The following is a 21048-nucleotide window of genomic DNA, read 5'->3' on the forward strand; positions in this document are numbered from 1 at the left end:
TCATGGAGTTACGGCGGCCATAGCGGAGGGGAAACGCCCGGTCCCATTCCGAACCCGGAAGCTAAGCCCTCCAGCGCCGATGGTACTGCACTCGACAGGGTGTGGGAGAGTAGGACACCGCCGAACATATTTTGCAGTGAAGCCCCCAACCGTCAGGTTGGGGGCTTTTCTGTGTTCATCCCCCCTTTTTTTTCTTTTGCTGCCGCCCGCTGCAGCGAAAGCGTCGGTGCATTCACACGGGTGCTTGATCGTCGCTTCGATGGCATCGTCGCCACTGTCGCTTCGATGGCGCTTCCACGCTATTTGATCGTATGAATGGACCATTCAAACGATCAGTTGAGCGGCCTGAACTGTCTGGAAGTCGTCAGCGGGTCGATCAACCGAAAGCACGCACCGCGTAGGGCCGTCCGAACTGTGTTGTGACCTGATCCGAGTACAGCACCGATTCCGGTGATCTGCCGGCGGTGCTCGGTAGACCTGCAGTCTCGATCAGCTGATCGGAGAAATGAGTCAGCTCGGCGTCGAGTAGTTTCCAGCGGCTGTGCAGGTTCGGCACATACATGAGCCGGCCGGCGACCGATGTATGTAAACCCCAACGTGCCGTGAGGAATTGGGCCAGCGGGTCGTCTGACATGTCACGAGATCCGCGCGCGACGGCGAAGTCGGTCGATGCGCCGCGGTGTGGTGGAATGAGGCGCCTGCTTCGGTATCTGATGGTGGATTTGTCGTCGTCGATTGTCATCGACGCCCACCGATACGGAACACGAGCCAGGTTGGTTCCCAAGACCACTGCGAGCCGGCTAGCTTCCAATGATCGGAAGACCACTCCGCGCCGTCCCTCGCCATCGATGGAGTACAGCCGAACGTTGATTTCGGGGAAGGTCCCGAAGTAGGGGACTGGTCGGCGGTATCCGAATCCGGCTCCGGCCATTTCGAAACCGATCAGACCAACCCAAGACGAGCCGTCGAATTTGTCCGGTGTGCAGCCTCGGGGCAGCAGCGGAGAGACGACGGCACTCGGGATCCTCCAGTGCAGGAACACCACACGTTCCCAGCGCTGGTCCATCAAGATCGGTCGCGGGAGAATTGGCGGCCGGGGCCAGAGGCGTTGTGCACTATGTCGGTCCACATCTCGAGCCTAGGCGTGGACGAGACGGTGGACGAACTCCGGCGGTCGATCTGTTCGTTTGTCGGTGTCAATCGTGATGTGTTGCCGCTTGAATGGCGCCCACAAGTTATCTGATCGTATGAATGGACCATTGAAGCGGAGGGGAGGGAACCTACCAACGCACTCCCCTCCGCCAGTGCCTACTCGATCAACCCGCGAATGTCGTCTGCTGTGAGTCCGCCGGCAAAGGCGCCGCCGTCGTCCATGACACTTGCGAAGAGTTTGGCCTTGCGCTCCTTGAGTTGCATGACCTTTTCCTCGATGGTGCCGCGTGCGACGTAGCGGTTGACGAACACGGTGCGCGCCTGACCGATGCGATGAGCACGGTCGACTGCTTGCGCCTCGGTCGCGGGATTCCACCAGGGATCGAGTACGAAGCAGTAGTCGGCTTCGGTGAGCGTGAGGCCCACGCCGCCGGCCTTGAGGCTTATCAGGAACACAGGTGCTTCCCCGCTTCGGAAACGTTCGACGACATCACCACGGTTTCGGGTACTTCCATCGAGGTAGACAAGAGCAATGCCTTCGGATTCGAGGCGGTCTCGTACCAATGCCAGAAATCTGGTGAACTGGCTGAAGACGAGCGCTCGGTGGCCACCTTCGATGATCTCGTGTAGTTGATCGACCAGCTCGTCGATCTTGGCGCTGGGTATGTCCGAGTGCTTCTCGTCGACCAGCGAAGCATCCAAGCTGAGCTGACGCAGAGTGGTCAGTGATTGCAAGATCGTGACCCGGTTGCGTTGGAAGTCGTCGAGCAGCCCGAGTATCTTCTGACGCTCCCGGGCCAACCGCGTTTCGTAGACGCGCTGATGGCGTGGATGAAGGTCGACCTCGACGGTCTGCTCCTGCTTCGGGGGAAGATCTTGCACCACAGTATCTTTCGACCGTCGTAGTACCAGCGGCTTGATGCGTCGCCGAAGGGTTCTCAGCTGTTCGGTATCACCGTCTTTTTCGATGGGATTACGGTAGTTGTCGGTGAACTTCTTCGGTGAGGGAAAGAGTCCGGGTGCGGTGATCGACAGCAAGGACCACAGCTCCATGACGTTGTTCTCCATCGGGGTGCCAGTGATGGCGAGCTTGTATGGAGCGGACAGCCGCCGAGCGCACTGGTAGGACTTGCTCTTGTGGTTCTTGACGTATTGCGCCTCGTCGAGGATGAGCCCTGACCAGGACACTGCTTCGAAGTCTTCGTAGTCGAGGCGAAAGACTGTGTAGGACGTCACGACGATGTCGGCACCGAGAGCGATGTCGCCCACCGGGCCTCGCCGTCGTGCTCGGGTTTCACCGGCCGTGACCACGTTGAGGTCGGGCGCGAACTTTTCTGCTTCTTTTGCCCAGTTGTGCACCACGCTCGTAGGGGCCACGATGAGGAACGGGGCCGGCAATGTTCCGCTCTCTCGAATCTTGGTGATCATCGCCAGCGCCTGGATTGTTTTGCCGAGCCCCATATCGTCGGCGAGGATTCCGCCGAGACCGTGGGTCCACAGGAAGAGCAGCCATGAGTAGCCTTCGAGCTGGTACGGCCGCAACTGAGCGCCTATACCCGCAGGAGCGGGCTGAGGGGGGATCGAATCGAGTTTCAACAGCGCTGTGACCTGCTCGCGCCACGCTGTTGCCTGACGAGTCACTTCACCGAGTTCGGCGAGCTCCTCCCATAGCGAGGCTTGGTATCGGCTGATTCTCAACGGTCCGTTCACGTTGTCCTGCAACGACCGCGCTTCTTCGACCAGCCGTCGAAGGGTGAGCAACGAAGAGCGCTCCAGTGAGAAGAACCGGCCGTCGGAGAGCATCAGGTGGGTCTCGCCGCGAGCAATGGCAGTAATGACCGTGGCGAGTTCGACATCGGTGCCGTCGACAGTGACTGCGATGCCGAGATCGAACCAGTCGTTGTCTCCTCGAATTGCGTTGGTGGACAACGATATGCCGACGTCGTCGCTGACATTGCGAAAATCTGGAAGCTCACCGACAGTCGTCACATACACGTTGTCGTACTCGTTCAGGAGTGGTAGCTGGTCGGTGACCAGGATGCCGGCCGCGATGCCGACGGCAGTGAACGAGATGAATTCGTTGCCAGGGGGTCGGCTCAGTACCGGAAGGACTCTGCGCAGCAACGCAACCTCCGAGTCGGGATCGCGAATTCCCTCGGCTGATCTGTAAACGTCTGCGGGATAGTCGAGTTCGGCACTGTCGAGGTAGTAGCGCCACTGGGCGGCGAACGTCAGTCGGTTGTCTCCGGTGTGGGTCACCGTGATGTGGAGTTCGGGCCCGGTGACGACGGGTGCGGTGTACGAGCCGTCCGAAGATACGACATCGCTGGCTCGCTCGAGTGCAGGAAGATACTTCGTCGTGAAGTCTGCACGATCCGAGGACGGTATCTCGATGGGGTCGATGGTCGTGGCGATCCGTCGAAGCGCGGACGGGACCGGCCTCGACAACCGCGCGAGTCGAAACTCGCGGGTTGCGTGGTTTGTGTGCGCTTCGTCGTCCCAGTACACAATCCCTGAACCGTCATTGCCGAGGAAGCTCCGACGGTTGGGCGGAATTATAGTGCTGTCGAGGGTGATTCGGCCGACCACGGAAAGGGATCCGGAATCACCGGAAGTGATGTCGACGGTGAACTCTCCTTCTCCTGGCCAAGGGATTTCACCGAGTATGCGATGTGCGTTGATCAACGGAAGTTCGACTTCGCGTGCCTCGCCCAGCAGATCCCACAGCAGCCGACCGGAGATGTCTGCGAGGTCGATCGTCGCGGAGTCGGTCCGTTGGAACGAGTATGCCGAGCGCCCACGCGAGCGCACTTGATGAAGCGCATACAGCTCCCGCAAAATGTCGACCTGACGCTGGACGCGTCGATCCGTGGTGGACGGCAGCGACGACCACGAGACGCCGCCGCCGACCCAGGCTTTACGCTCGTTGAACATCACCGGGCGGGCCAGTAGTCGAATTGCGTCGGCTCGGTCGACCGACGGTTCCAAGCCCAATTGAAGCCCCACGCGAATGCGCCCGCTGCTCGGCCTGTCGAGCTCGGCGGGCTTGGCGGAGATGACGGATGCAAGCACCTGTGACCAATGGCCCGCTGTGTTCACAGGTCCGCGCGTCGGCGTTCGGACGCTGTCGGCTTTTGCCTGCAGAATCAGCGCGACGGCGTGTTTGCAGTTGAAGACGACGGGGCAATTGCAACGGCCGTATTCCACGGCCACGATGGCGCCCATCCGGGTCGACATGGTGGCCACTGTCGAATACGGGGTGGCTCGGTTGCCCCGTACTCGAGAGGACAGTGTGGAGGCCCGTCTATCCCACGTGACCTGCCCAACCCTGCCCTCCTCGAAGTATTTCGATCCGCGCGTGAACGTGTCGGTCCCGAAGCGGATTTCGAGGGCGTCGACTTCTAGCTCGTCCATGGTAGGAATGGTCACGGTTACCCATGGTAGGCGTGATCTCCGACAGGTCGCAGGCTCAGGTCACATCGAGGCCGTCAGCAGTGGCGATCGTTTCGAGGACGTCGAAGGGGAGGGGTTCCGCGCCGGAAGAACGTACGACAATTCGCGTGCCGGATGCTTTGGTTACTGTCACGATGTCGGTCCGTGGTGTCATGTCGTTTCCTTGCCCGGTCGACGACTTCGTCGAGCGTTCGACGACGAGTCCGTCGGGCGGGATGCGCGGAGTAACCCCGCCCACTGCCGGCGGAAACGGTTGACCTCCGATCACTTCTACCGTCAGTTCCATCGCGCCACCGACGGCGTGCAGAGTCTCACATACTCCTCCGGTCATCCATTCTTCCGGAAGCAACGATCCGAGCCGGCGGTCGAATTGCAAGCCGCTCAGAGGAATTGCGTCGAGCACGTCGTTGAGTCGCCGAGTGGTCTTCTCGTCGATCGGTGGTGCGGTCGAGGAGACGGAGTCGATCGTGCAGATGCCAAGCGCACCTGCGGTCGCAGCAGGAACCGGCGTCGACACTCGCAAGCCGGGCGCGGTGACCAGGTCGAGGAGTTGCTCGATGGTCAGCGTGTTGTCGGCCGAGGCATCGATCGAGGTTCCCTCCGGCGTGTATGCGCGCACTGCGCCCTTGCGGAGATCGACGACGGTGCCGTCGTCGAGGGTGCGTCGCTCGTCGATGTATCCCTCGAAGCACGGGCCGGGCGGCTCGTCGGACTTCTGGACCGAGACTGTCAACGGGCCGGTCTTGCCGCCGACGGCGATTGTGCCGCGGGCCGTCGTGATGCCACCGGCCGGGTTTCCTTCCTGGCTGCCGATCGGCCCGAAGTACAGCGCGCGTGCTGGAGCATCGAAGGCAACATCTGTTCCGGCTGGTAAGGACTGTGCCAGGGCGTCGGACATCGCGGTTGCCTTGGTTTCGGTGAACCAGGGGTGGTCGGGGTTGTCGTAGGACTCTTCGCCGACGAACGCGAAGTTGATCCGTTGTGCTTCCTCGGGTTGGACGACCTCTTCGCACCCAGCAATGTCGGTTGCGGGATCTTCGAGCAGGCCCGCTACGGCGGTACCTGCGGCGACGATCGAGAGGATGACAGCGACAGTCGACCACTTCGAGCTGTGCGTCCCTGCGGTCTTCATACGACCCTTCATGCGAACACGGTCCGATCAGTTGGCGGCGAACCGCGCGTGCACTTCGGCCCGTAGGGCGATGTCCTGGGGCTTGAATTCGAACCCCTCGGCTTCTCGGCCGGCGTAGGCGCGTGCGGCCATCCCGTAGTCCTGATGTCCTGCGGTAACGCCGAGCAACCCGGGGTCGGCGATGGCCAGTGCCTTCACCGACACGAGTCCGACGCTCTGGGCGTACACCTCGGCCTTGTCGAGAGCATCTTGGACTGCCAGCTTGCGAACGTGCCGTGTGTTTTTCTGCACGCTCTCCTCGGTCAGCGTCCAGTCGAAGCTGCCGATGTCGACGCCGTCGAGCGCGGACACCGCATAGACGAACGCGTCGATGACATCGAGCTGGCTGAACTCGACGTCGATGGAGGCTACGGCCTGATAAACGTAGGGGAGTTGCTCGCCATCGTGATTGAACGGCCGATTTCGGCTGTGCCGCACCTGGTCGAGAGACCACCTGTCGATCGGGCCGGACTTCTGGTTGTAGAGCGGATCGATGAGTTCGGTCAGCTCTCGGACCAACCGGTGGGCGGGCTCGGTAGCAGCCTCCGCGGAGCGGCCGTCGGACCTCACCGTCAGCGATATCGTGCAACGTTCCGGTGCAAACGTGGCCTGGCCCTGTCCGAGGACGGTGATTTCGACGGGGTTCGAGTCCATGGTTGCGAGTGTTCCACAGCGCTGGAGGTTCATCGTCGCAAAGGAACGCGCGTGCGCCGGTAGACGGGTCACAATGAACTTATGACGATCTCGGCGAGCCGACGATGGGTCATGCATGTCGATATGGATCAGTTCATCGCCGCGGTGGAGGTGCTTCGTAATCCGGCACTGGCGGGCAAACAGGTGGTCGTCGGCGGCCGCGGCGATCCGACGGAACGCGGGGTGGTCTCCACCGCGTCGTACGAGGCCCGGGCTTTCGGTGTCGGATCCGGGATGCCGCTACGAGTCGCCTTGCGAAAACTACCTGACGCGATATTCCTGCCCGTCGACGCCGAGGCATACACCGCTGCGTCGAAGAGTGTCATGGACACGCTTCGATCGCTGGGTGTCGTCGTCGAGGTAATGGGTTGGGACGAAGCATTTCTCGGGGTCGACACCGCGGATCCGGTGTCGTTTGCGCGGTCGGTGCACGACGCCGTGTTCGCGGCGACGGGGCTGCATTGTTCGGTGGGTGTCGGCGACAACAAGTTGCGGGCCAAAATTGCCACGGACTTCGGTAAACCCCAGGGCATTTATATGCTCACAAAAGAAAATTGGTTCGAGGTGATGGGGGAGCGAACAACCGATGCACTGTGGGGGATCGGAAGGAAGACTGCGAAGAAGCTTGCGGTGCTGGGGATCACCACGGTATCGGAACTGGCGTCGACGGACGATGGGCTACTTGCCACCGCGTTCGGCTCGAAAAATGGTCCGTGGATCGGGACGAAGGGCCGCGGCGTCGACGATTCGCCGGTGTCGGCGGAGCCGTGGGTTGCGCGCTCGCACAGTCGCGAAGCGACATTCCAACAGAATCTGACCGATTGGGTGGCGGTGCGCCAGGAGATACGCCGACTCGCCCGCCGCGTTCGTGACGATCTACTCGCCGAGAAGAGGCAGGCGGTGCGCGTCACCCTGAAGATTCGGTATGCACCGTTCGAAACCCACACCACCACAGCAGCGCTCGCCGCGCCGACGTTCGATGTTGACACGATCGTCGACGCGGCTGCTGCTCTCGTCGATCGCCTGGATCATGCGAGAGAGGTCAGGCTGTTGGGTGTTCGGCTCGAGATGACTCCGCCGATCGATCAGACTCTGGCGAAGAGGGCAGGCGAGGAATCCTGCACCTGAGCAACTCGGTTCAGTGCCACCAGGTGGCGGAGGTGTGCAGCTGCTTCGGACAGTGCCATGGTCTTGCCGAACGGAGAGATGTCCGCCCACGGCTTGTACCACTTCATTCGTTCGGCAACCTGCCACACGGTGATCTCGTTGTCGCCGAATGCCTCGTACAGGTGATCGAGTCGTTCCCCGTGATGGCTGATCAGTTCACCCGCACGGCCTGCGACGTCGTCGATCGGGATGCCGTGCGCCCCGAGGCCACGAGTGATGTCCAACGTTTGGACGCGTCGAAGTGAGTCCATGAACTCAGCGAGCGCGTCGCGTTCTTCCAAGGGATAGACAAAGTTCCCGACGTGTGGCGTCGTCTTCTGAAGAACGTGGTCGCCGGTGAACATGACGTCGGATTCGGGTAGATAGAAGCACACATGGCCTGGGGTGTGCCCCGGGGTGTAGACGACTTCGAGTTCGCGGCCGGCGAGCTTGATGATCTCGCCGTCGGTGAGCACGCGGTCCGGGGCAGACTTCGGCCCGGTAGGGGCCGACGGTGCGTGCTTCTGCCATGCCTCGATGTCGGCAGCAGGGGCGCCGGCAGACACGAGGTTCTCGAGTTCCCGATTCGACCACTCCGGGCCGCGAACGGCAGTCATGGCCTCGAACTGCGAGTGATCGGCCTCGTGCATTGCGATCCATGCGCCGGAAGCTTCCCGGACTCGACCGCACAGTCCGATGTGATCGGGATGAAAGTGCGTCAGCACGACGCCTTCGACGTCGGTGATCGAATGCCCCAGCGACTCGAGGCCGGTGGTCAGGCCGTTCCAGGCGTTGTCGTCGTCCCACCCTGCGTCGACCAGGATCAACCCGCCGGGGGATTCCATTGCGTATACGAGGGTGTTACCCAGCGGATTGTCCGTGATGGGGACCGGGATCTGGAAGATACCGTCGCCGATTGCTGCTGCATCGCTCACTACGCCACCTCGTTGCTTAGTTCATGTAATCAGTTGTACTTACCTCCATACTGACCGTGCGGTTACGGGCGGTCGCATCCGGGTGCTGTTCGAACTACCGCACCCGGGCACCTGATCGCCGCGATCGCCAGGCGGCCCACGCACCTGTGCACCACAACGCCCATGCCACGAGTACTGGTTGGAGGAGCAATCGGATACCGCGAGCTGCATCGGTATCGAGGCCGAAAGCATCGCTGTGAGTGAGGAATTGCGAGATATTGCCGGGGAAGACGGCAACGAAGAATGTTGCGACGATCCAGCCGAGAGCTACTCGCCGACGTACCAGCACGACAAGGGCCAGGCCCAAGGCGATCTCCACTACGCCGGAGGCCAGTACCACGAAGTCCGCGTCGAGCGGCACCCACGAGGGAACCTGGGCACGAAACGCCTCACGCGCCCAGAACAGGTGACTCAGCCCGGCGAACATCAAGAACGAACCGAGCAGAATACGTGCAATCGTCTTCATCGGTTCATCGTGCACCCAGTGCTATCCGATCAAGAGTGGGTACCGGTGATGTTGACCAACCAGCTGATGCCGAACTTGTCGGTCAGCATGCCGAAGGTATCGCCCCACGGTGCTTTCTCGAGCCCCATCGTCTGCTTCGCGCCGACGACAAGTTTGTCCCAGTAGCCCCGCAGTTCCGCTTCGTCTTCGCCGCTGAGGGAGACGGAAATGTTGTCGCCGACGCTCAACGCCATGCTCGCGGGGGTGTCGGAACTCATCAGGGTCAGCCCACTCGGCGAGTCGAGTTGGCCGTGCATGATCTGGTCCTTTTCGGAAGGTTCGGCGACGGCCCCGAACTCCCCGAAGGTGCTCAAAGTCAGTTCACCCCCGAGCACGTGCTGATAGAACTCCAACGCCTCGCGTGCTTGCCCGCGGAAGTTCAGGTAGGGATTGAGTCGAGTAGGCATGTGTCCTCCTCTATCGATGGGTTCGTCGACCATCGTAGGCAGGTGGAAGGGCAGCCTGCGGGATTTCTGCTACGGCATCGCGATGTCGATCAACTCGAAGGTTCTGACGGCGCCGGAGCGCACTGCCGCGCAGGTCGTGTTGATGGGCTCGGACACGCCCTGCTCCAGCGTCACGACGATACGAGCGCCGTCGTGGTCGAGCTCTACGGTCCATGTGCTGCCGTCTTGCGCTGTCGACAGCGGGTTCAAAGTGTCGATTCTTTCCTCGCGCAATGCCGCACGGGCATGATGTTGGGCGACCTGGACCTGGGCCGACAGTGAGCTTCGGCCCCGGAGGAAGCGGGGATCGAGAAATCCCGACCGGTGCCGATCGACGATCGTCGCGACGTCGGCGTCGTCGACGTTGCCGTAATACAGGCCCTGCGGAAACACGATCATTGTTCCGGCGAATCGGTCGCCGCCCAGGTGAGAGCACTCCCAGGTCACCGACTCGTGGTGCTCCCTCAATGCCGGGAGCACCTTCCGTCCACGGACGGCGCAGCAGCGGTCGTGGCGGCCGTGAGTGCAGACAGCGACGATCTGATCCGGCGACGGTTCTCCGGTCGATCCGTCGAGTGGAACATCGAGAAGCGCCTCGTAAGCGTCGACCTCACCCCATAGGATCGACTCCGAACCTACCTCGCAGTCGACAATGGCCCATCTCATTCGGGCCTCGCTCAGCCGCCGAGCAGGTCGCCTGATGGCAAGCGTGCGCATGCCGGCACCTTCGATGCGGCGAACTATGCGCAAACCGAGGTCCGGATCGATCACCCTGGCCGAATTCAAGAAAGCAGAGTGTCCCCAGGGGCCGTCGATCTCGACGAGAAACCACCGACTTCCCGGCGACCCGGACCCGGCCAAGGCGTCACCGCGCTCGCGGGCGCGGTCGCTGCAGCCAGGCCCGCTCATTGCGCCGGTACCAGTACTCCCTCGCGGAGCAGACGGCGAGTCACGACGATGGCACTTTCGGTGTCCAGGCCGGCTAGATCGCCGACGCGGCAGACCTTCCCTGCACGAAGTTGGATCACCGCCGCCGAACACTCGGCAGGGAGCGAGATCGTTGTGCCGCGAAGACCGAGATGAACTTTGCCTCCGTCGACGTCGATGGAGGCAGTCGATCCGCGACGCCACACCACCGAACTGTCGGCGTCGAGCGAGGTCATGAAGGCGACAGTTTTCAGCGGCTGCACAGGTTCGGGTCGCGTGGCGGCGACGAAGCGTTGTGCGAGTCCTCTGGCGATGCGGCGTCGGAGTTCGGGGTCGCCTTGGATGTCGGCGAGGATCGATCCGATGGAGTCGAGCACTCGGTCGATATGCGGTGCGAGAGCGTCGGAGTCGGTGAGGTCGATGCCGGCGGGTAGCGGTTCACGAAGACCGGCGTCATTCGCGAGCAGTCCGATCAGCTGGGTCGCTACGTCGAAATCATTGAACGATGCAACGCCGATGGTGAGGTGAATAGTGGTATCGCCCAATGCTTCTGCCGAGTGTATCCATCCACGTGGCAAATACAGTGCGTCGCCGGCCGCGAGCACCGTATCGACAGTGGGCACCTCGCGTGCCTGCTGCTCGACGGCACTGCGCCGGTCGGACCAGGGCTGATCGGCCAAGGGGTGCGTGTGCACGGGCGGATGGAGAATCCACCGCTTCTCACCGCTGATCTGGAGGATGAATACATCGTGCACGTCGTAGTGCGGATCGAATCCCCGAGACGAGGCCGGGGTGATGTAGGCGTTGACCTGTGACGGGTGACCGATGTCGTCGACCAGATCGCGGACGAAGTCGATCAGGGGAGGCCACAACCGATGCAGGCCTTGTAGAACAAGAGTGTGACCTGCGGCGAACGCGGACAGAATCGCCGCGGAGTCGAGCTGATCGGGCATCTCGGCGCCGAAACCACCGGACGAAGTGAACTGGGATTGGTCCAGCAGTGAGCCATCTTTGGCCATCCTCGCGAAGGGAGTGCGCACCCCGCGACGCGATATCAGTTCGTCCGCGGCCGAGGGCGTCATCAAATCGTCGAACGAAGCGGTGAGGTCGGAAGCCCGCGAGAGGAGCGGCTTCTTCCCCCAGTACTCATCGGCGAAGGTTCGCCCGTCGACGGATATCAAACGACCGAGCGCGGACCGGAATTCCGGTCCGCGCTGGTCGATATCTGTCAGGCTCAAGCCGCGCCGTCCGCACCGCCGTCGTGGCCATTGGGGTTCGATCCGCCATCGGCTGGACCCTCACCGGATCCGGCTGGGCCGTCGGCGCCACCGTCGTGGCCACCTGGATTGGAGCCGCCGTCCGCTGGGCCTTCGCCGGGGCCAGCCGTGCCGTCGGCCCCGCCGTCATGTCCGTTGGGGTTGGAGCCGCCGTCGGCTGGGCCTTCGCCTGCTCCGCCGGTTGTGGTGATGTCGTCGTCGTTGATGTTCATCGAATACCTTTCGCTCGACGGTAAAGAAGGATCGACGGGTCTAACCCGTACCAGCGAGTGGATTGACGAATCTTTCACATTCCAAACACTGTTCTCGACTGTTACATGTTCCCTCCGGTTTGGGGCCACAACCCTGGAAAGAGACAAGAACACAGAAGTAACGGTGCGCGGGAATTACTCGGTCGCCGCGCCCACGACTGCGGGTCGCGCGATTGCCCAGACGGCGAAGATGAGCGCGACGGCGAGCATGACAAGACCGACCCACAGGTTGGCGCTTGTTCCTACGCTCATATCGACGACGTTGTTCGACGGAGACGAGTGAGTCTTGTTGCCGAATACCGAGGGAAACAGGCCTGCGAGTGTAAGCAGGATTCCGTAGATACCCAGTAGAGCGCCGATGACGGATCGGATGTCGAACAGTCTTGCGACTAGACCTGGTGATGTCTTCTCGGGAGTGGCCATGGCAGTTACCTTTTCGAATCGGATGTCAGTGGAAGACGATGTTGAGGACGACGACGAGCCCCAGGGCGAAGCCTGCCAGTGGGACTGGGCGTCGGTACCACGGGTTGGTGGCGTCCTCTGGATCGGTGAACATCTCGCGCGGTGTCTCCGAGTAGACGAAGCCGACCAGTTCCTTCACCGGTTTAGGCTGCGTGACCATGCTGACGCCGATGCTGACGACGATATCGACGACGAACGCCGCGGAGGCCGCTACGAACGGCATTCCTTGCCCGGGCAGATCGATGACGCCTACCTGGGAAAGGATGAAGACGAATATGGCCGCACCGGTTCCCGAGACCAGTCCGATCCACCCTGCTGCGGGGGTCATCTTCTTCCAGAACATACCGAGGATGAACGTCGCGAACAGCGGAGCGTTGAAGAACCCGAACAGTGTCTGGAGGTAGTCCATCAAGTTGGAGTAACCCGACGCGATCAGCGCGGTGAAAATGGCGAGGACAGTCGCGGCCACCGTCGCGACACGACCCACGGAGATGTAGTACGTGTCCTCTCGATCCTTCACGATGTACTGCTGCCACAGGTCGTAGCTGAAGACAGTGTTGAATGCCGAGATATTCGCGGCCATACCGGCCATGAAGGCTGCCATGAGACCTGCGATCGCGACGCCGAGCAGTCCGTTGGGGAGAATGTCGCGCATCATCAGCAGCATGGCGTCGTTGTAGGTGATGTCGCCGGTGCCGGTCTTCTTGAGGTTGATCATGTCGCCGATTGCGGCGGCCGCGATCATGCCGGGAACGACTACGACGAAGGGCACCAACATCTTAGGAATGGCGCCGATGATCGGGGCGCGCCTGGCTGCAGACATCGAACTCGACGCCATGGCGCGCTGGACCTCGACGAAGTTGGTGGTCCAATAACCGAAGGACAGGACGAAGCCGAGTCCGAACACGATACCCACGATGGAGAGGATGGGGGACTCGAAACCGCTGAGCGCTTGTCCTGGCCACGACGAAAGTTGCTCTGTCGTCGAGGCCGTGATGGACCCGTCGGTGACGGTAGGTACGACTTTGTCCTTGAGGCCGGACCACCCGCCGACCTTGATCAGACCGATGATCGTCAGAGGTACGAGGGCTGCGAGTATGACGAAGAACTGCAGGACCTCGTTGTAGATCGCGGCAGACAATCCACCGAGCACGGTGTAGGTCAGCACGATCGCCGCGGCCACGATCAGTGATACCCAGAGTGACCATCCCAGAAGTACTTTCACGACCGTTGCGAGCAGGAAGAGGTTGACGCCGGCGATGAGGATCTGCGCGACGGCAAAGCTGACGGCGTTGACGAGATGCGCCTTGGCGTCGAATCTTTTGCGCATGAACTCGGGGACGCTTCGGACTTTCGACCCGTAGTAGAACGGCATCATGACGATGCCGAGGAACAGCATGGCAGGAATGGCGCCGATCCAGTAGTAGTGCATCGTCGCGATACCGAGTTGGGCGCCGTTGGCCGACATGCCCATGATCTCGACGGCGCCGAGATTCGCCGAGACGAAGGCAATACCGGTAACCCAGGCCGGCAACCTGCGTCCGGAAAGAAAGAAGTCGAGGCTCGTCGACAATTGTCGTCGAGCGACATAGCCGATCCCGAGAACAAAAACGAAATACACGGCGATGAGTACGTAGTCCAGCGCGTTCGTGTTGAACGAAAGAGCGCCTTCTGCCGCAAGGTTCGACGTCACGCGTCAACCTCCCTGGTCGAGTGAGCTGGCTCACGGGCGTGAGCGATCTGAACACAAAGTAACAGGTCCAAACAATTACTTACATCAAGAGTGGATATTTCAAGAAGGAATGTTTGGTAATGTTCGTTTCACCCGATCCAGAGGTAGGTGCGGATGCTAGCAGCCGAGCGGCACGCCAAGATTCTCGCTGCGCTTCGCAGCGACGGTGCAGTGAAAGTGGTCGATTTCGCCGAACTGTTCGATGTCTCCGAGATGACGATCCGACGCGATCTCGACGTTCTCGACGAGCGGGAACTTCTACGGAAGGTCCACGGTGGTGCGATCGCCAGAAACAATCGCGGAGAGGAACCACTCTCGACGGCCAAAGCTGCCCGTCAACATGCCGAAAAGGTCGCCATCGGGCGGGCTGCAGTCGATACGGTCGAGGACGGTATGACGATCGCCGTCAGTGCTGGGACGACAACACTCGAACTTGCTCGTCTGCTGCGCGGCCGGGCAGCGATCACCGTTGTCACGAACTCGATTTCGATCTTTCAGGAGCTGACAGGTCACCACTCGGAACCCAACCCGATCGTCTATTTGACGGGTGGCTCTCGGACGCCATCGGACGCGCTTGTCGGACCCATAGCTGACGCCGCCCTCGCCGCTTTTCGTGTCGACGCCGTCTATCTGGGCGTTCATGGATTCGACGTCGAATCTGGCCTGACCACACCGAACATTGCTGAAGCAGAGACCAATCGGAGACTCATCGCAACCGGTCGGCGTCTCTTCGTACTTGCCGACAACACCAAACACCGAGAGGTAGGGACCAACGTGTTCGCACCGATCTCGGCGGTGAACACCCTCGTCGTCGACGATGGGCTCGGCGCGTCCGACCGCGCTCTGCTTGCACCACATCTAGAGACCATCCTCGTGGCCGAGACGGAGAAGTTATGAGCGAGCGCAGGGAGCCCGTCACCAGCGTGCTCGCCGACGGCCGAGAAATTCTGTTCTTCTCGCTGCCCGGTCACGCTCCTCTCCCGGTACCGGATCTGCGTCCCTTGGCGGCGAGGTCCGCGACCACAGCGTCGGAAGTTCGCCTGGACCGACAGACCGGCGACTGGGTTACGGTGGCCGCACTGAGGCAGGATCGGACGTACAAGCCGCCAGCAGATCAGTGCCCGTTGTGCCCGTCACCTCGAGGTGATTCGAGTGAGGTGCCTGCGGCGGACTACGACGTCGTAGTGTTCGAGAATCGATTTCCCAGTTTGTCTCATGCCGGGGACGGAGCCGAGGTCCTGCGGGAAGGATCGGTGTCCTCTCCCGGAATCGGCCGGTGCGAGGTCATTTGTTTCTCCAGCGATCACACGACGTCGTTCGCCGAGCTGAGTCACCAGCACGCGCGACTGGTGTTCGACGTATGGCGACAACGTACCGAAACGCTGTTCGGCTTGGGCGGCGTCGAACAAGTCTTCTGTTTCGAGAATCGAGGCGAGGAGATCGGCGTGACGCTGTCTCATCCGCACGGGCAAATCTACGGCTACCCGTACCTGACGCCTCGAAGTACGTCCATGTTGCGCCGAGCGGAGCGTTTCGCGGAAGCGAACTCGGGCACAAATCTGTTCGCCGACATACTCGCTCGCGAACTCGACGAAGGCACAAGGGTCATCGTCGAAACCGAGCACTTCACGGCGTTCGTTCCATTCGCAGCGCGATGGCCGGTAGAAGTGCACATTTTCCCGAACAGACACGTGCACAACCTGACAGAGTTGTCGAGGGATGAACTGGACGATCTCACTGCCGTTTATCTCGATGTGCTCGGGAGATTCGATCGGATGTATCCGATTCCGTTGCCGTACATCTCGGCGCTGCACCAGTTCCGGCCAGACCGTGGCCAGGAACGCGGATACTTCCATATCGAATTGATGTCGGTGCGAAGAGCTGCGAACAAGCTCAAGTTTCTGGCCGGGTCGGAATCGGCGATGGATGCTTTCATCACAGATGTCACTCCGGAACAGATGGCTGATCGATTGAAGGGGTTGGCTTCGTGAATGTAGTGGTGGCGCGGGCGCCCGGGCGGATCAATCTGATCGGTGAGCACACCGACTACAACCAGGGCTTCGCAATGCCGATTGCCCTGGAAGAGCGCACCACGGTCCGATTCGAGCCGGACGGCTCCGATGTCATCACGGTCGGGAGCACTCAGGAGGTCGGCAGGTCCACCTTCGCATTACAAGTGCAGGCAGGCGAGGTCGAAGGCTGGGCTGCCTACCCGGCTGGGGTGGTGTGGGCACTCCAGGCAGCGGGGCAGCCGGTGGTCGGCGGCGTTATGTCGGTGACGAGCGACGTGCCGATCGGTGCCGGGTTGTCCTCCTCCGCTGCGCTGGAATGCGCTGTGTTACTTGCAATCAACGCAGCCACCGGGACGAATCTGGAACTACTCGAAGTGGCCCGTATCGCGCAACACGGAGAGAACGATTTCGTCGGAGCCCCCACCGGGTCGATGGACCAGCTGGCGTCCCTGCACGGTGAAGTCGATCGAGCACTGCTCATCGACTTCGAGGACTCTTCCGTCACGCCGGTGGTCTTCGATCTCGCTGGCCATGGGCTCACCTTGCTGGTGGTGGACTCCAATGCGGCACACCGTCATTCCACCGGGGAGTACGCATCGCGCCGGGAATCGTGCACACGGGCTGCGGCGGCTTTGGGCGTTGATTCGCTGCGACGGGTTCAAGGCGACGACGACGCAGCGTTGTTGGAGCGTATCGATGACGAGGTGGATCGCCGCCGCGTGCGGCACATCATCAGTGAGAACCAGCGTGTGCTCGATTGCGCGAAGGCGCTGCGGGCGATGGACTTTCGTAAGGTCGGTGAGCTGATGACGCAATCGCATGCCTCGATGCGTGACGATTTCGAGATTACGACCGCGCATGTGGACCTGATCGCGGATTCCGCCGTACGTCACGGTGCTTTGGGTGCGAGGATGACGGGTGGTGGTTTCGGCGGCTGCGTCATCGCGATCGTTCCCGCCGAGGATGTCGATGCGATTGCCGGCGCCATCGAAGACGACATCACCCGCGGCGGCTTCCCGGCCCCTACGGTATTCACGGCCAGAGCGGGAGCGGGCGCGTCATGGTCGTGAGCGGAGGTTGAGCGCTGAACCTGCTAGGGGAGACGCTCGAACAGTTCTGCGACATCGGTGGTGTCGGCGATGCTCGATACGACCGCTACGAGAGCGGCCGTATCCACTTCTCCGATGAGCTGTGCGACCTTTGCTTCGATTGCCGGGTAGTCCATCGGAAAATGGTCGACGTCGCCGACCGGATTCGGTGTCATCGCGGATATTTCCTCTCCGCTGTGTAGGACGACCGTGACCTCGGCGGATCGACGTCGGGGCAGCAGTTCATCCAATTCTGTTGCTGCGGTTACGTGTACTCGATTACTGAACTGTTCGGCGATCGTGAACACCGGCCCCGCGGGGTCGAGGGCTTCGGTGTCGATTCTGTCGGTGACGAATGCGGCTGCGACCGCGAACGGCAGGGAGAACATCGCACCGAGTCGTGTTGTGGGATGACGTTGAAATAGTGGTGCCGCCAGTGAATGTGTCCGTACCCGAACATGTTCGACGTCTTCGGCGTTCCATGGTGCATGGGCCCGCAGGCTCTGCACGGTGTCGATGGCGGCATGGGTGTAGGAACAGCTTGCGTGTTGTTTCGCGTAACCCTCCATGGTGAGCCAGTGTGCGCCGAGGTCGTTGGTGAGGCGGGGGTAGTCGAGGGTGCCGACAATGTCGCCGAGAGAATGCACAAGCGCCCCCGAGTTGTCTACCAGCGCAGCCTCGGACAGCCGTGCGGCATCGAGTCCGGCACGAACTGCGCCTGCGATCCAGAAGTTTCGAGCGAAGTTTCCCTCCAGCACGACGCCCCAGGGAGATACGTGGATCAACGCCGCCGATGCGTCGATCGCGGCGGCGACTCGGTCGGCGTCGGCGCCCCAGATGCAAGCCGCTGCGGCAGCGGCTCCCGTCGCGCCCCAATGGCCGTGCGTGTGCCATCGCGAGTCGCGGGTGAGAGCGTGACCGAACCTTGCCGCGACCTCGTACCCTGCAACGACCGCCGCGAGGAATGCGTGGCCGTCGACGGGCGTCGAGGACATCCGGACCGCGGCTATGGCGGCGGGAACCACGTGGGCTGCCGGGTGCCCTGCGGCGTACTTGTTGCCCTCGTCCAGTTCGAGGCAGCACGCCGCTATCGCGTCGAGTTCGGCTGCCGCGGTGACCGTGGTTTCGATTCTGCTTCCCAGAGTGCGGGTTCTACCTTCTTCCAGTCGCCAGGTGGCCGACAATGCTCGCAGCTCGTTCGTGCGCGCGCCGGCAATGGTGACGCCGAGCAGATCGAGCAGGATCGACCGAGCGCGCTCGCTGAGTTCGGGTGGGATATCCCCGTCGCGCAGTTCGCACACCATCCTTGCCAGTGATGCTGTCGAACGTTCCGCTGAAAGGAACGTAGGGTCGGACGTCATCGGTCAACTGTACGAATTCCGATTGGTGTGGTCAATGAACGGAGATTAAAAGACCAGCGATGCTAGCCTGTGAAGCACGGCAGCCACCCTCGATGCATCGTTTCGTTGAGCGGAACGGCACGACTCATCAGCCGTTCATGTTGCGAGCGAAGGAGACAAACGCAATGTCCGATCAACTTCTCCAGGCAGTTCAAGCTGGGGTACAGATCGTCGACCTGGGTCGGCAATTGCGCGTGGGAATGCCGCAATCGCCCAATCACCCACAGTTCTGGCATACGTTGCCTCGCCGTCACGGCGACATGACGCGATCGGACGGCGGTAGCGCTGCCAACGACATGATCACGACCGGGACGCACGTCGGCACCCACATCGACGCGCTCGCGCATGTCTCACACGACGGCAAATTGCACGGTGGCGCCGATGCAGGCCAGTCCTGCATCGGTGGAAAATATGTCGAGCACGGGGTTCATACCATTGCACCGATGGTCAGGCGCGGCGTCCTACTGGACATTCCATCGGTGCTCGGAATCGACCGCTGCGAAGGCGGATACGAGATCACCGTTGCCGACTTGGAAGCGGCCGCGAGCGCGGAGGGGGTAGCGGTGTCCGAGGGGGACGTCGTACTGATCCGCAGCGGTTGGGGTCAATTGTTCGACGAGGGCCAACCCTACGTTGGGGGTCCTTCGGGAGTTCCCGGCGTCAGCGAAGCAGGCGCGCAGTGGCTCGCATCCAAGAAGGTGCATGCCGCAGGTGCCGACACGATCGCGTTCGAACAGCTCGCGCCAGGTGGTGGGCACGCACTTCTTCCTGCCCACCGAGTTCTTCTCGTAGAGAGCGGGATCTACATCATCGAAGCGCTCGACCTCGAAGAACTGTCCACGAAGAAGCAGTACGAGTTCACCTTCGTGCTGGTCCCGCTCAACATCTTCGGCGCTACAGGTTCCCCTGTTCGACCGCTGGCTGTGACCAACTCATGACCGATACCACTCTTGCCCAGCACCTGGCGCGCTTTGCCGCCGGGACCACGTTCGAGGACCTGCCCGACGCAGTCGTGGACAGCGTCGGAATGCGCGTACTCGACACGTTGGGTATCGCCATTGCGGCGACCGATCTCGATACCAGCCGCGCCGCAATAGCCTGGGCAACCGAGCAAGGCGGAGCGGCAAAGGCTTTCGCGGTAGGCGTCGAGGCTGCCCTCCCGGGACCGATGGCTGCCTTCGTCAACGGCGTGCTGGCACATTCTCTCGACTTCGACGACACCCACCTGCCCTCGATCCTGCACCCGAGCGCCACCGTCGTACCTGCCGCACTGGCGGCGGCCCAACAACACGGTGCCGACGGTCGAACGCTGGTTCGTGGCATAGCGATCGGCTTGGAAGTGTGTGTCCGGATCGGGATGGCAGGTTTCGACCCCGAGACCCAGAACTCGGTGTTCTTCGAGCACGGTCAGCACGCGACGTCGATCTGCGGCGCCATGGGTGGAGCGGTAGCAGCTGCCGTCATCGGCGGCGCATCGGAAGCGAAGATCGTCGACACTCTCGGAATCGCTGCGTCGATGGCGTCGGGAATCATCGAGGCGAACCGCACCGGCGGCACCGTCAAGCGCATGCACTGCGGGTGGGCAGCACATTCGGCATTGGCTGCCGCGGGACTTGCGCGACACGGCATCACCGGCCCGCCGACCGTGCTCGAAGGCCGATTCGGCTTCTTCGAAGCGTGGCTGCACCAACCGGGCCGGGCGTCGGAGATCGTCGACGGCCTCGGAACGGATTGGGCTGTACCCGATATCTTCTTCAAGCCTTACCCGGCGAACCACTTCACTCATGCTGCGGTCGACGCGGGTGCTGCACTTCGCAATCGTGGCATCGCACCGTCCGATGTGGAGAAGTTGGTTCTCGGCGTGCCGGCGGCGAACCTGCGAACCATCGGTGAGCCGATCGAGGTCAAGCGCACACCGACGACGGGATACATGGCCCAGTTCAGCGGACCGTATGCACTTGCAGTGGGCATGTTCGGCGGCGGCGGGCTCGGAGCAGCGTTGGAAGATTATTCGGACGAACTGGCCAATGCCGAGGACCGCCGAGCACTGATGGCCAAAGTCGATGTGGTTCCGGATGCTCGCTGCGACGCCATCTTCCCGCACCAGTTCCCGGCAGTGCTGACCGCAACGTTGACCGATGGAACCACGGTGGTCGAGGAAGTCCTCACCACCCGAGGTGGCCCCGAGCGACCACTGTCCTTCGAGGAGGTCTCGGCGAAGTTCCGTGCGAACGCCGGACCGTTCATGTCCGAATCGGATGTGGCCCAGCTGGCCGAGCGGTGCCATGGACTGCCCGATCTGACGGACATCGGCACCCTGCTCGCCCCGCTGAGGAGAATCGGTACTGTCACTCGGTAG

General features: G+C 61.9%; 19 protein-coding genes and 1 rRNA gene. 7 read left to right on the top strand and 13 right to left on the bottom strand.

All coding sequences use genetic code 11. The features are described from left to right. Nucleotides 1-9 precede the first annotated feature (9 nt). Nucleotides 10-126: ribosomal RNA gene (gene rrf / locus O1W68_RS19310) — 5S ribosomal RNA — on the top strand. Between the two features lie 250 nt (nucleotides 127-376). Here rrf and O1W68_RS19315 read toward each other — a convergent pair. From O1W68_RS19315 to O1W68_RS19330, 4 genes are all read right to left on the bottom strand, one after another. After that, on the bottom strand, nucleotides 377-1129 hold the full coding sequence (locus O1W68_RS19315; protein ID WP_269306325.1) for a YqjF family protein: 753 nt from the start codon (nucleotides 1127-1129) through the stop codon (nucleotides 377-379). Nucleotides 1130-1308: 179 nt separating this feature from the next. Then, nucleotides 1309-4581 (bottom strand): DEAD/DEAH box helicase, encoded by a 3273-nt coding sequence (locus O1W68_RS19320; RefSeq protein WP_269306327.1) that lies wholly within the window; start codon nucleotides 4579-4581, stop codon nucleotides 1309-1311. 40 nt (nucleotides 4582-4621) lie between these two features. Continuing rightward, entirely contained in the window at nucleotides 4622-5749 is a 1128-nt protein-coding gene (locus O1W68_RS19325) for a hypothetical protein (protein WP_269306329.1), read from the bottom strand. Between the two features lie 15 nt (nucleotides 5750-5764). Next, nucleotides 5765-6430 (bottom strand): SIMPL domain-containing protein, encoded by a 666-nt coding sequence (locus O1W68_RS19330; protein ID WP_269306331.1) that lies wholly within the window; start codon nucleotides 6428-6430, stop codon nucleotides 5765-5767. Nucleotides 6431-6511: 81 nt separating this feature from the next. On the opposite strand from O1W68_RS19330, the gene O1W68_RS19335 reads away from it, so the two are divergent. Continuing rightward, nucleotides 6512-7597: a DNA polymerase IV gene (locus tag O1W68_RS19335; protein ID WP_269306333.1), complete on the top strand. Its 1086-nt coding sequence runs from the start codon at nucleotides 6512-6514 to the stop codon at nucleotides 7595-7597. Here the strand turns inward: O1W68_RS19335 and O1W68_RS19340 are convergent. The 8 genes from O1W68_RS19340 to O1W68_RS19375 all read right to left on the bottom strand — a co-directional run bounded on the left by O1W68_RS19340 (nucleotide 7555) and on the right by O1W68_RS19375 (nucleotide 14150). Next, the gene (locus O1W68_RS19340) at nucleotides 7555-8550 is read right to left on the bottom strand and encodes an MBL fold metallo-hydrolase (RefSeq protein WP_269306334.1); all 996 of its coding nucleotides are present in this window, start codon (nucleotides 8548-8550) and stop codon (nucleotides 7555-7557) included. The genes O1W68_RS19335 and O1W68_RS19340 overlap by 43 nt on opposite strands. 94 nt (nucleotides 8551-8644) lie before the next feature. Beyond that, the gene (locus O1W68_RS19345; RefSeq protein WP_269306336.1) at nucleotides 8645-9055 is read right to left on the bottom strand and encodes a DoxX family protein; all 411 of its coding nucleotides are present in this window, start codon (nucleotides 9053-9055) and stop codon (nucleotides 8645-8647) included. A 29-nt stretch (nucleotides 9056-9084) separates the two neighbouring features. After that, the gene (locus O1W68_RS19350; RefSeq protein WP_269306337.1) at nucleotides 9085-9501 is read right to left on the bottom strand and encodes a VOC family protein; all 417 of its coding nucleotides are present in this window, start codon (nucleotides 9499-9501) and stop codon (nucleotides 9085-9087) included. Nucleotides 9502-9570: 69 nt separating this feature from the next. Then, nucleotides 9571-10449: a sucrase ferredoxin gene (locus O1W68_RS19355; RefSeq protein ID WP_269306339.1), complete on the bottom strand. Its 879-nt coding sequence runs from the start codon at nucleotides 10447-10449 to the stop codon at nucleotides 9571-9573. Continuing rightward, nucleotides 10446-11705 carry a cupin domain-containing protein gene (locus tag O1W68_RS19360; RefSeq protein WP_442972417.1) on the bottom strand — a complete coding sequence of 420 codons (1260 nt, stop codon included), beginning with the start codon at nucleotides 11703-11705 and terminating at the stop codon, nucleotides 10446-10448. Before O1W68_RS19360 ends, O1W68_RS19355 begins: the two co-directional genes overlap by 4 nt. After that, nucleotides 11702-11956: a BatC protein gene (locus tag O1W68_RS19365; protein WP_269306341.1), complete on the bottom strand. Its 255-nt coding sequence runs from the start codon at nucleotides 11954-11956 to the stop codon at nucleotides 11702-11704. The genes O1W68_RS19360 and O1W68_RS19365 overlap by 4 nt, the downstream gene beginning before the upstream one ends. Nucleotides 11957-12130: 174 nt before the next feature. Then, entirely contained in the window at nucleotides 12131-12418 is a 288-nt protein-coding gene (locus tag O1W68_RS19370; RefSeq protein ID WP_269306343.1) for a hypothetical protein, read from the bottom strand. Nucleotides 12419-12443: 25 nt separating this feature from the next. Next, nucleotides 12444-14150, bottom strand: coding sequence for a sodium:solute symporter family protein (locus tag O1W68_RS19375; RefSeq protein WP_269306345.1), 1707 nt, complete (start codon nucleotides 14148-14150; stop codon nucleotides 12444-12446). Between the two features lie 153 nt (nucleotides 14151-14303). On the opposite strand from O1W68_RS19375, the gene O1W68_RS19380 reads away from it, so the two are divergent. Genes O1W68_RS19380 through O1W68_RS19390 form a run of 3 tightly spaced genes read left to right on the top strand, consistent with a single transcriptional unit; the run spans nucleotide 14304 to nucleotide 17271 of the window. Beyond that, entirely contained in the window at nucleotides 14304-15086 is a 783-nt protein-coding gene (locus tag O1W68_RS19380; RefSeq protein ID WP_269306347.1) for a DeoR/GlpR family DNA-binding transcription regulator, read from the top strand. Next, entirely contained in the window at nucleotides 15083-16180 is a 1098-nt protein-coding gene (gene galT, locus O1W68_RS19385) for a galactose-1-phosphate uridylyltransferase (RefSeq protein WP_269306348.1), read from the top strand. Before O1W68_RS19380 ends, galT begins: the two co-directional genes overlap by 4 nt. Next, the gene (locus O1W68_RS19390; protein WP_269306350.1) at nucleotides 16177-17271 is read left to right on the top strand and encodes a galactokinase; all 1095 of its coding nucleotides are present in this window, start codon (nucleotides 16177-16179) and stop codon (nucleotides 17269-17271) included. The genes galT and O1W68_RS19390 overlap by 4 nt, the downstream gene beginning before the upstream one ends. A gap of 23 nt (nucleotides 17272-17294) precedes the next feature. Here O1W68_RS19390 and O1W68_RS19395 read toward each other — a convergent pair whose 3' ends face one another. Further along, nucleotides 17295-18650 carry an MmgE/PrpD family protein gene (locus O1W68_RS19395; RefSeq protein WP_269306352.1) on the bottom strand — a complete coding sequence of 452 codons (1356 nt, stop codon included), beginning with the start codon at nucleotides 18648-18650 and terminating at the stop codon, nucleotides 17295-17297. Between the two features lie 164 nt (nucleotides 18651-18814). On the opposite strand from O1W68_RS19395, the gene O1W68_RS19400 reads away from it, so the two are divergent. Beyond that, the gene (locus O1W68_RS19400) at nucleotides 18815-19627 is read left to right on the top strand and encodes a cyclase family protein (RefSeq protein WP_269306354.1); all 813 of its coding nucleotides are present in this window, start codon (nucleotides 18815-18817) and stop codon (nucleotides 19625-19627) included. Beyond that, the gene (locus tag O1W68_RS19405; protein ID WP_269306356.1) at nucleotides 19624-21048 is read left to right on the top strand and encodes an MmgE/PrpD family protein; all 1425 of its coding nucleotides are present in this window, start codon (nucleotides 19624-19626) and stop codon (nucleotides 21046-21048) included. The genes O1W68_RS19400 and O1W68_RS19405 overlap by 4 nt, the downstream gene beginning before the upstream one ends.

Origin of the sequence: Rhodococcus sp. H36-A4, assembly GCF_027158005.1 — a bacterium.
Taxonomy (GTDB): domain Bacteria; phylum Actinomycetota; class Actinomycetes; order Mycobacteriales; family Mycobacteriaceae; genus Rhodococcoides.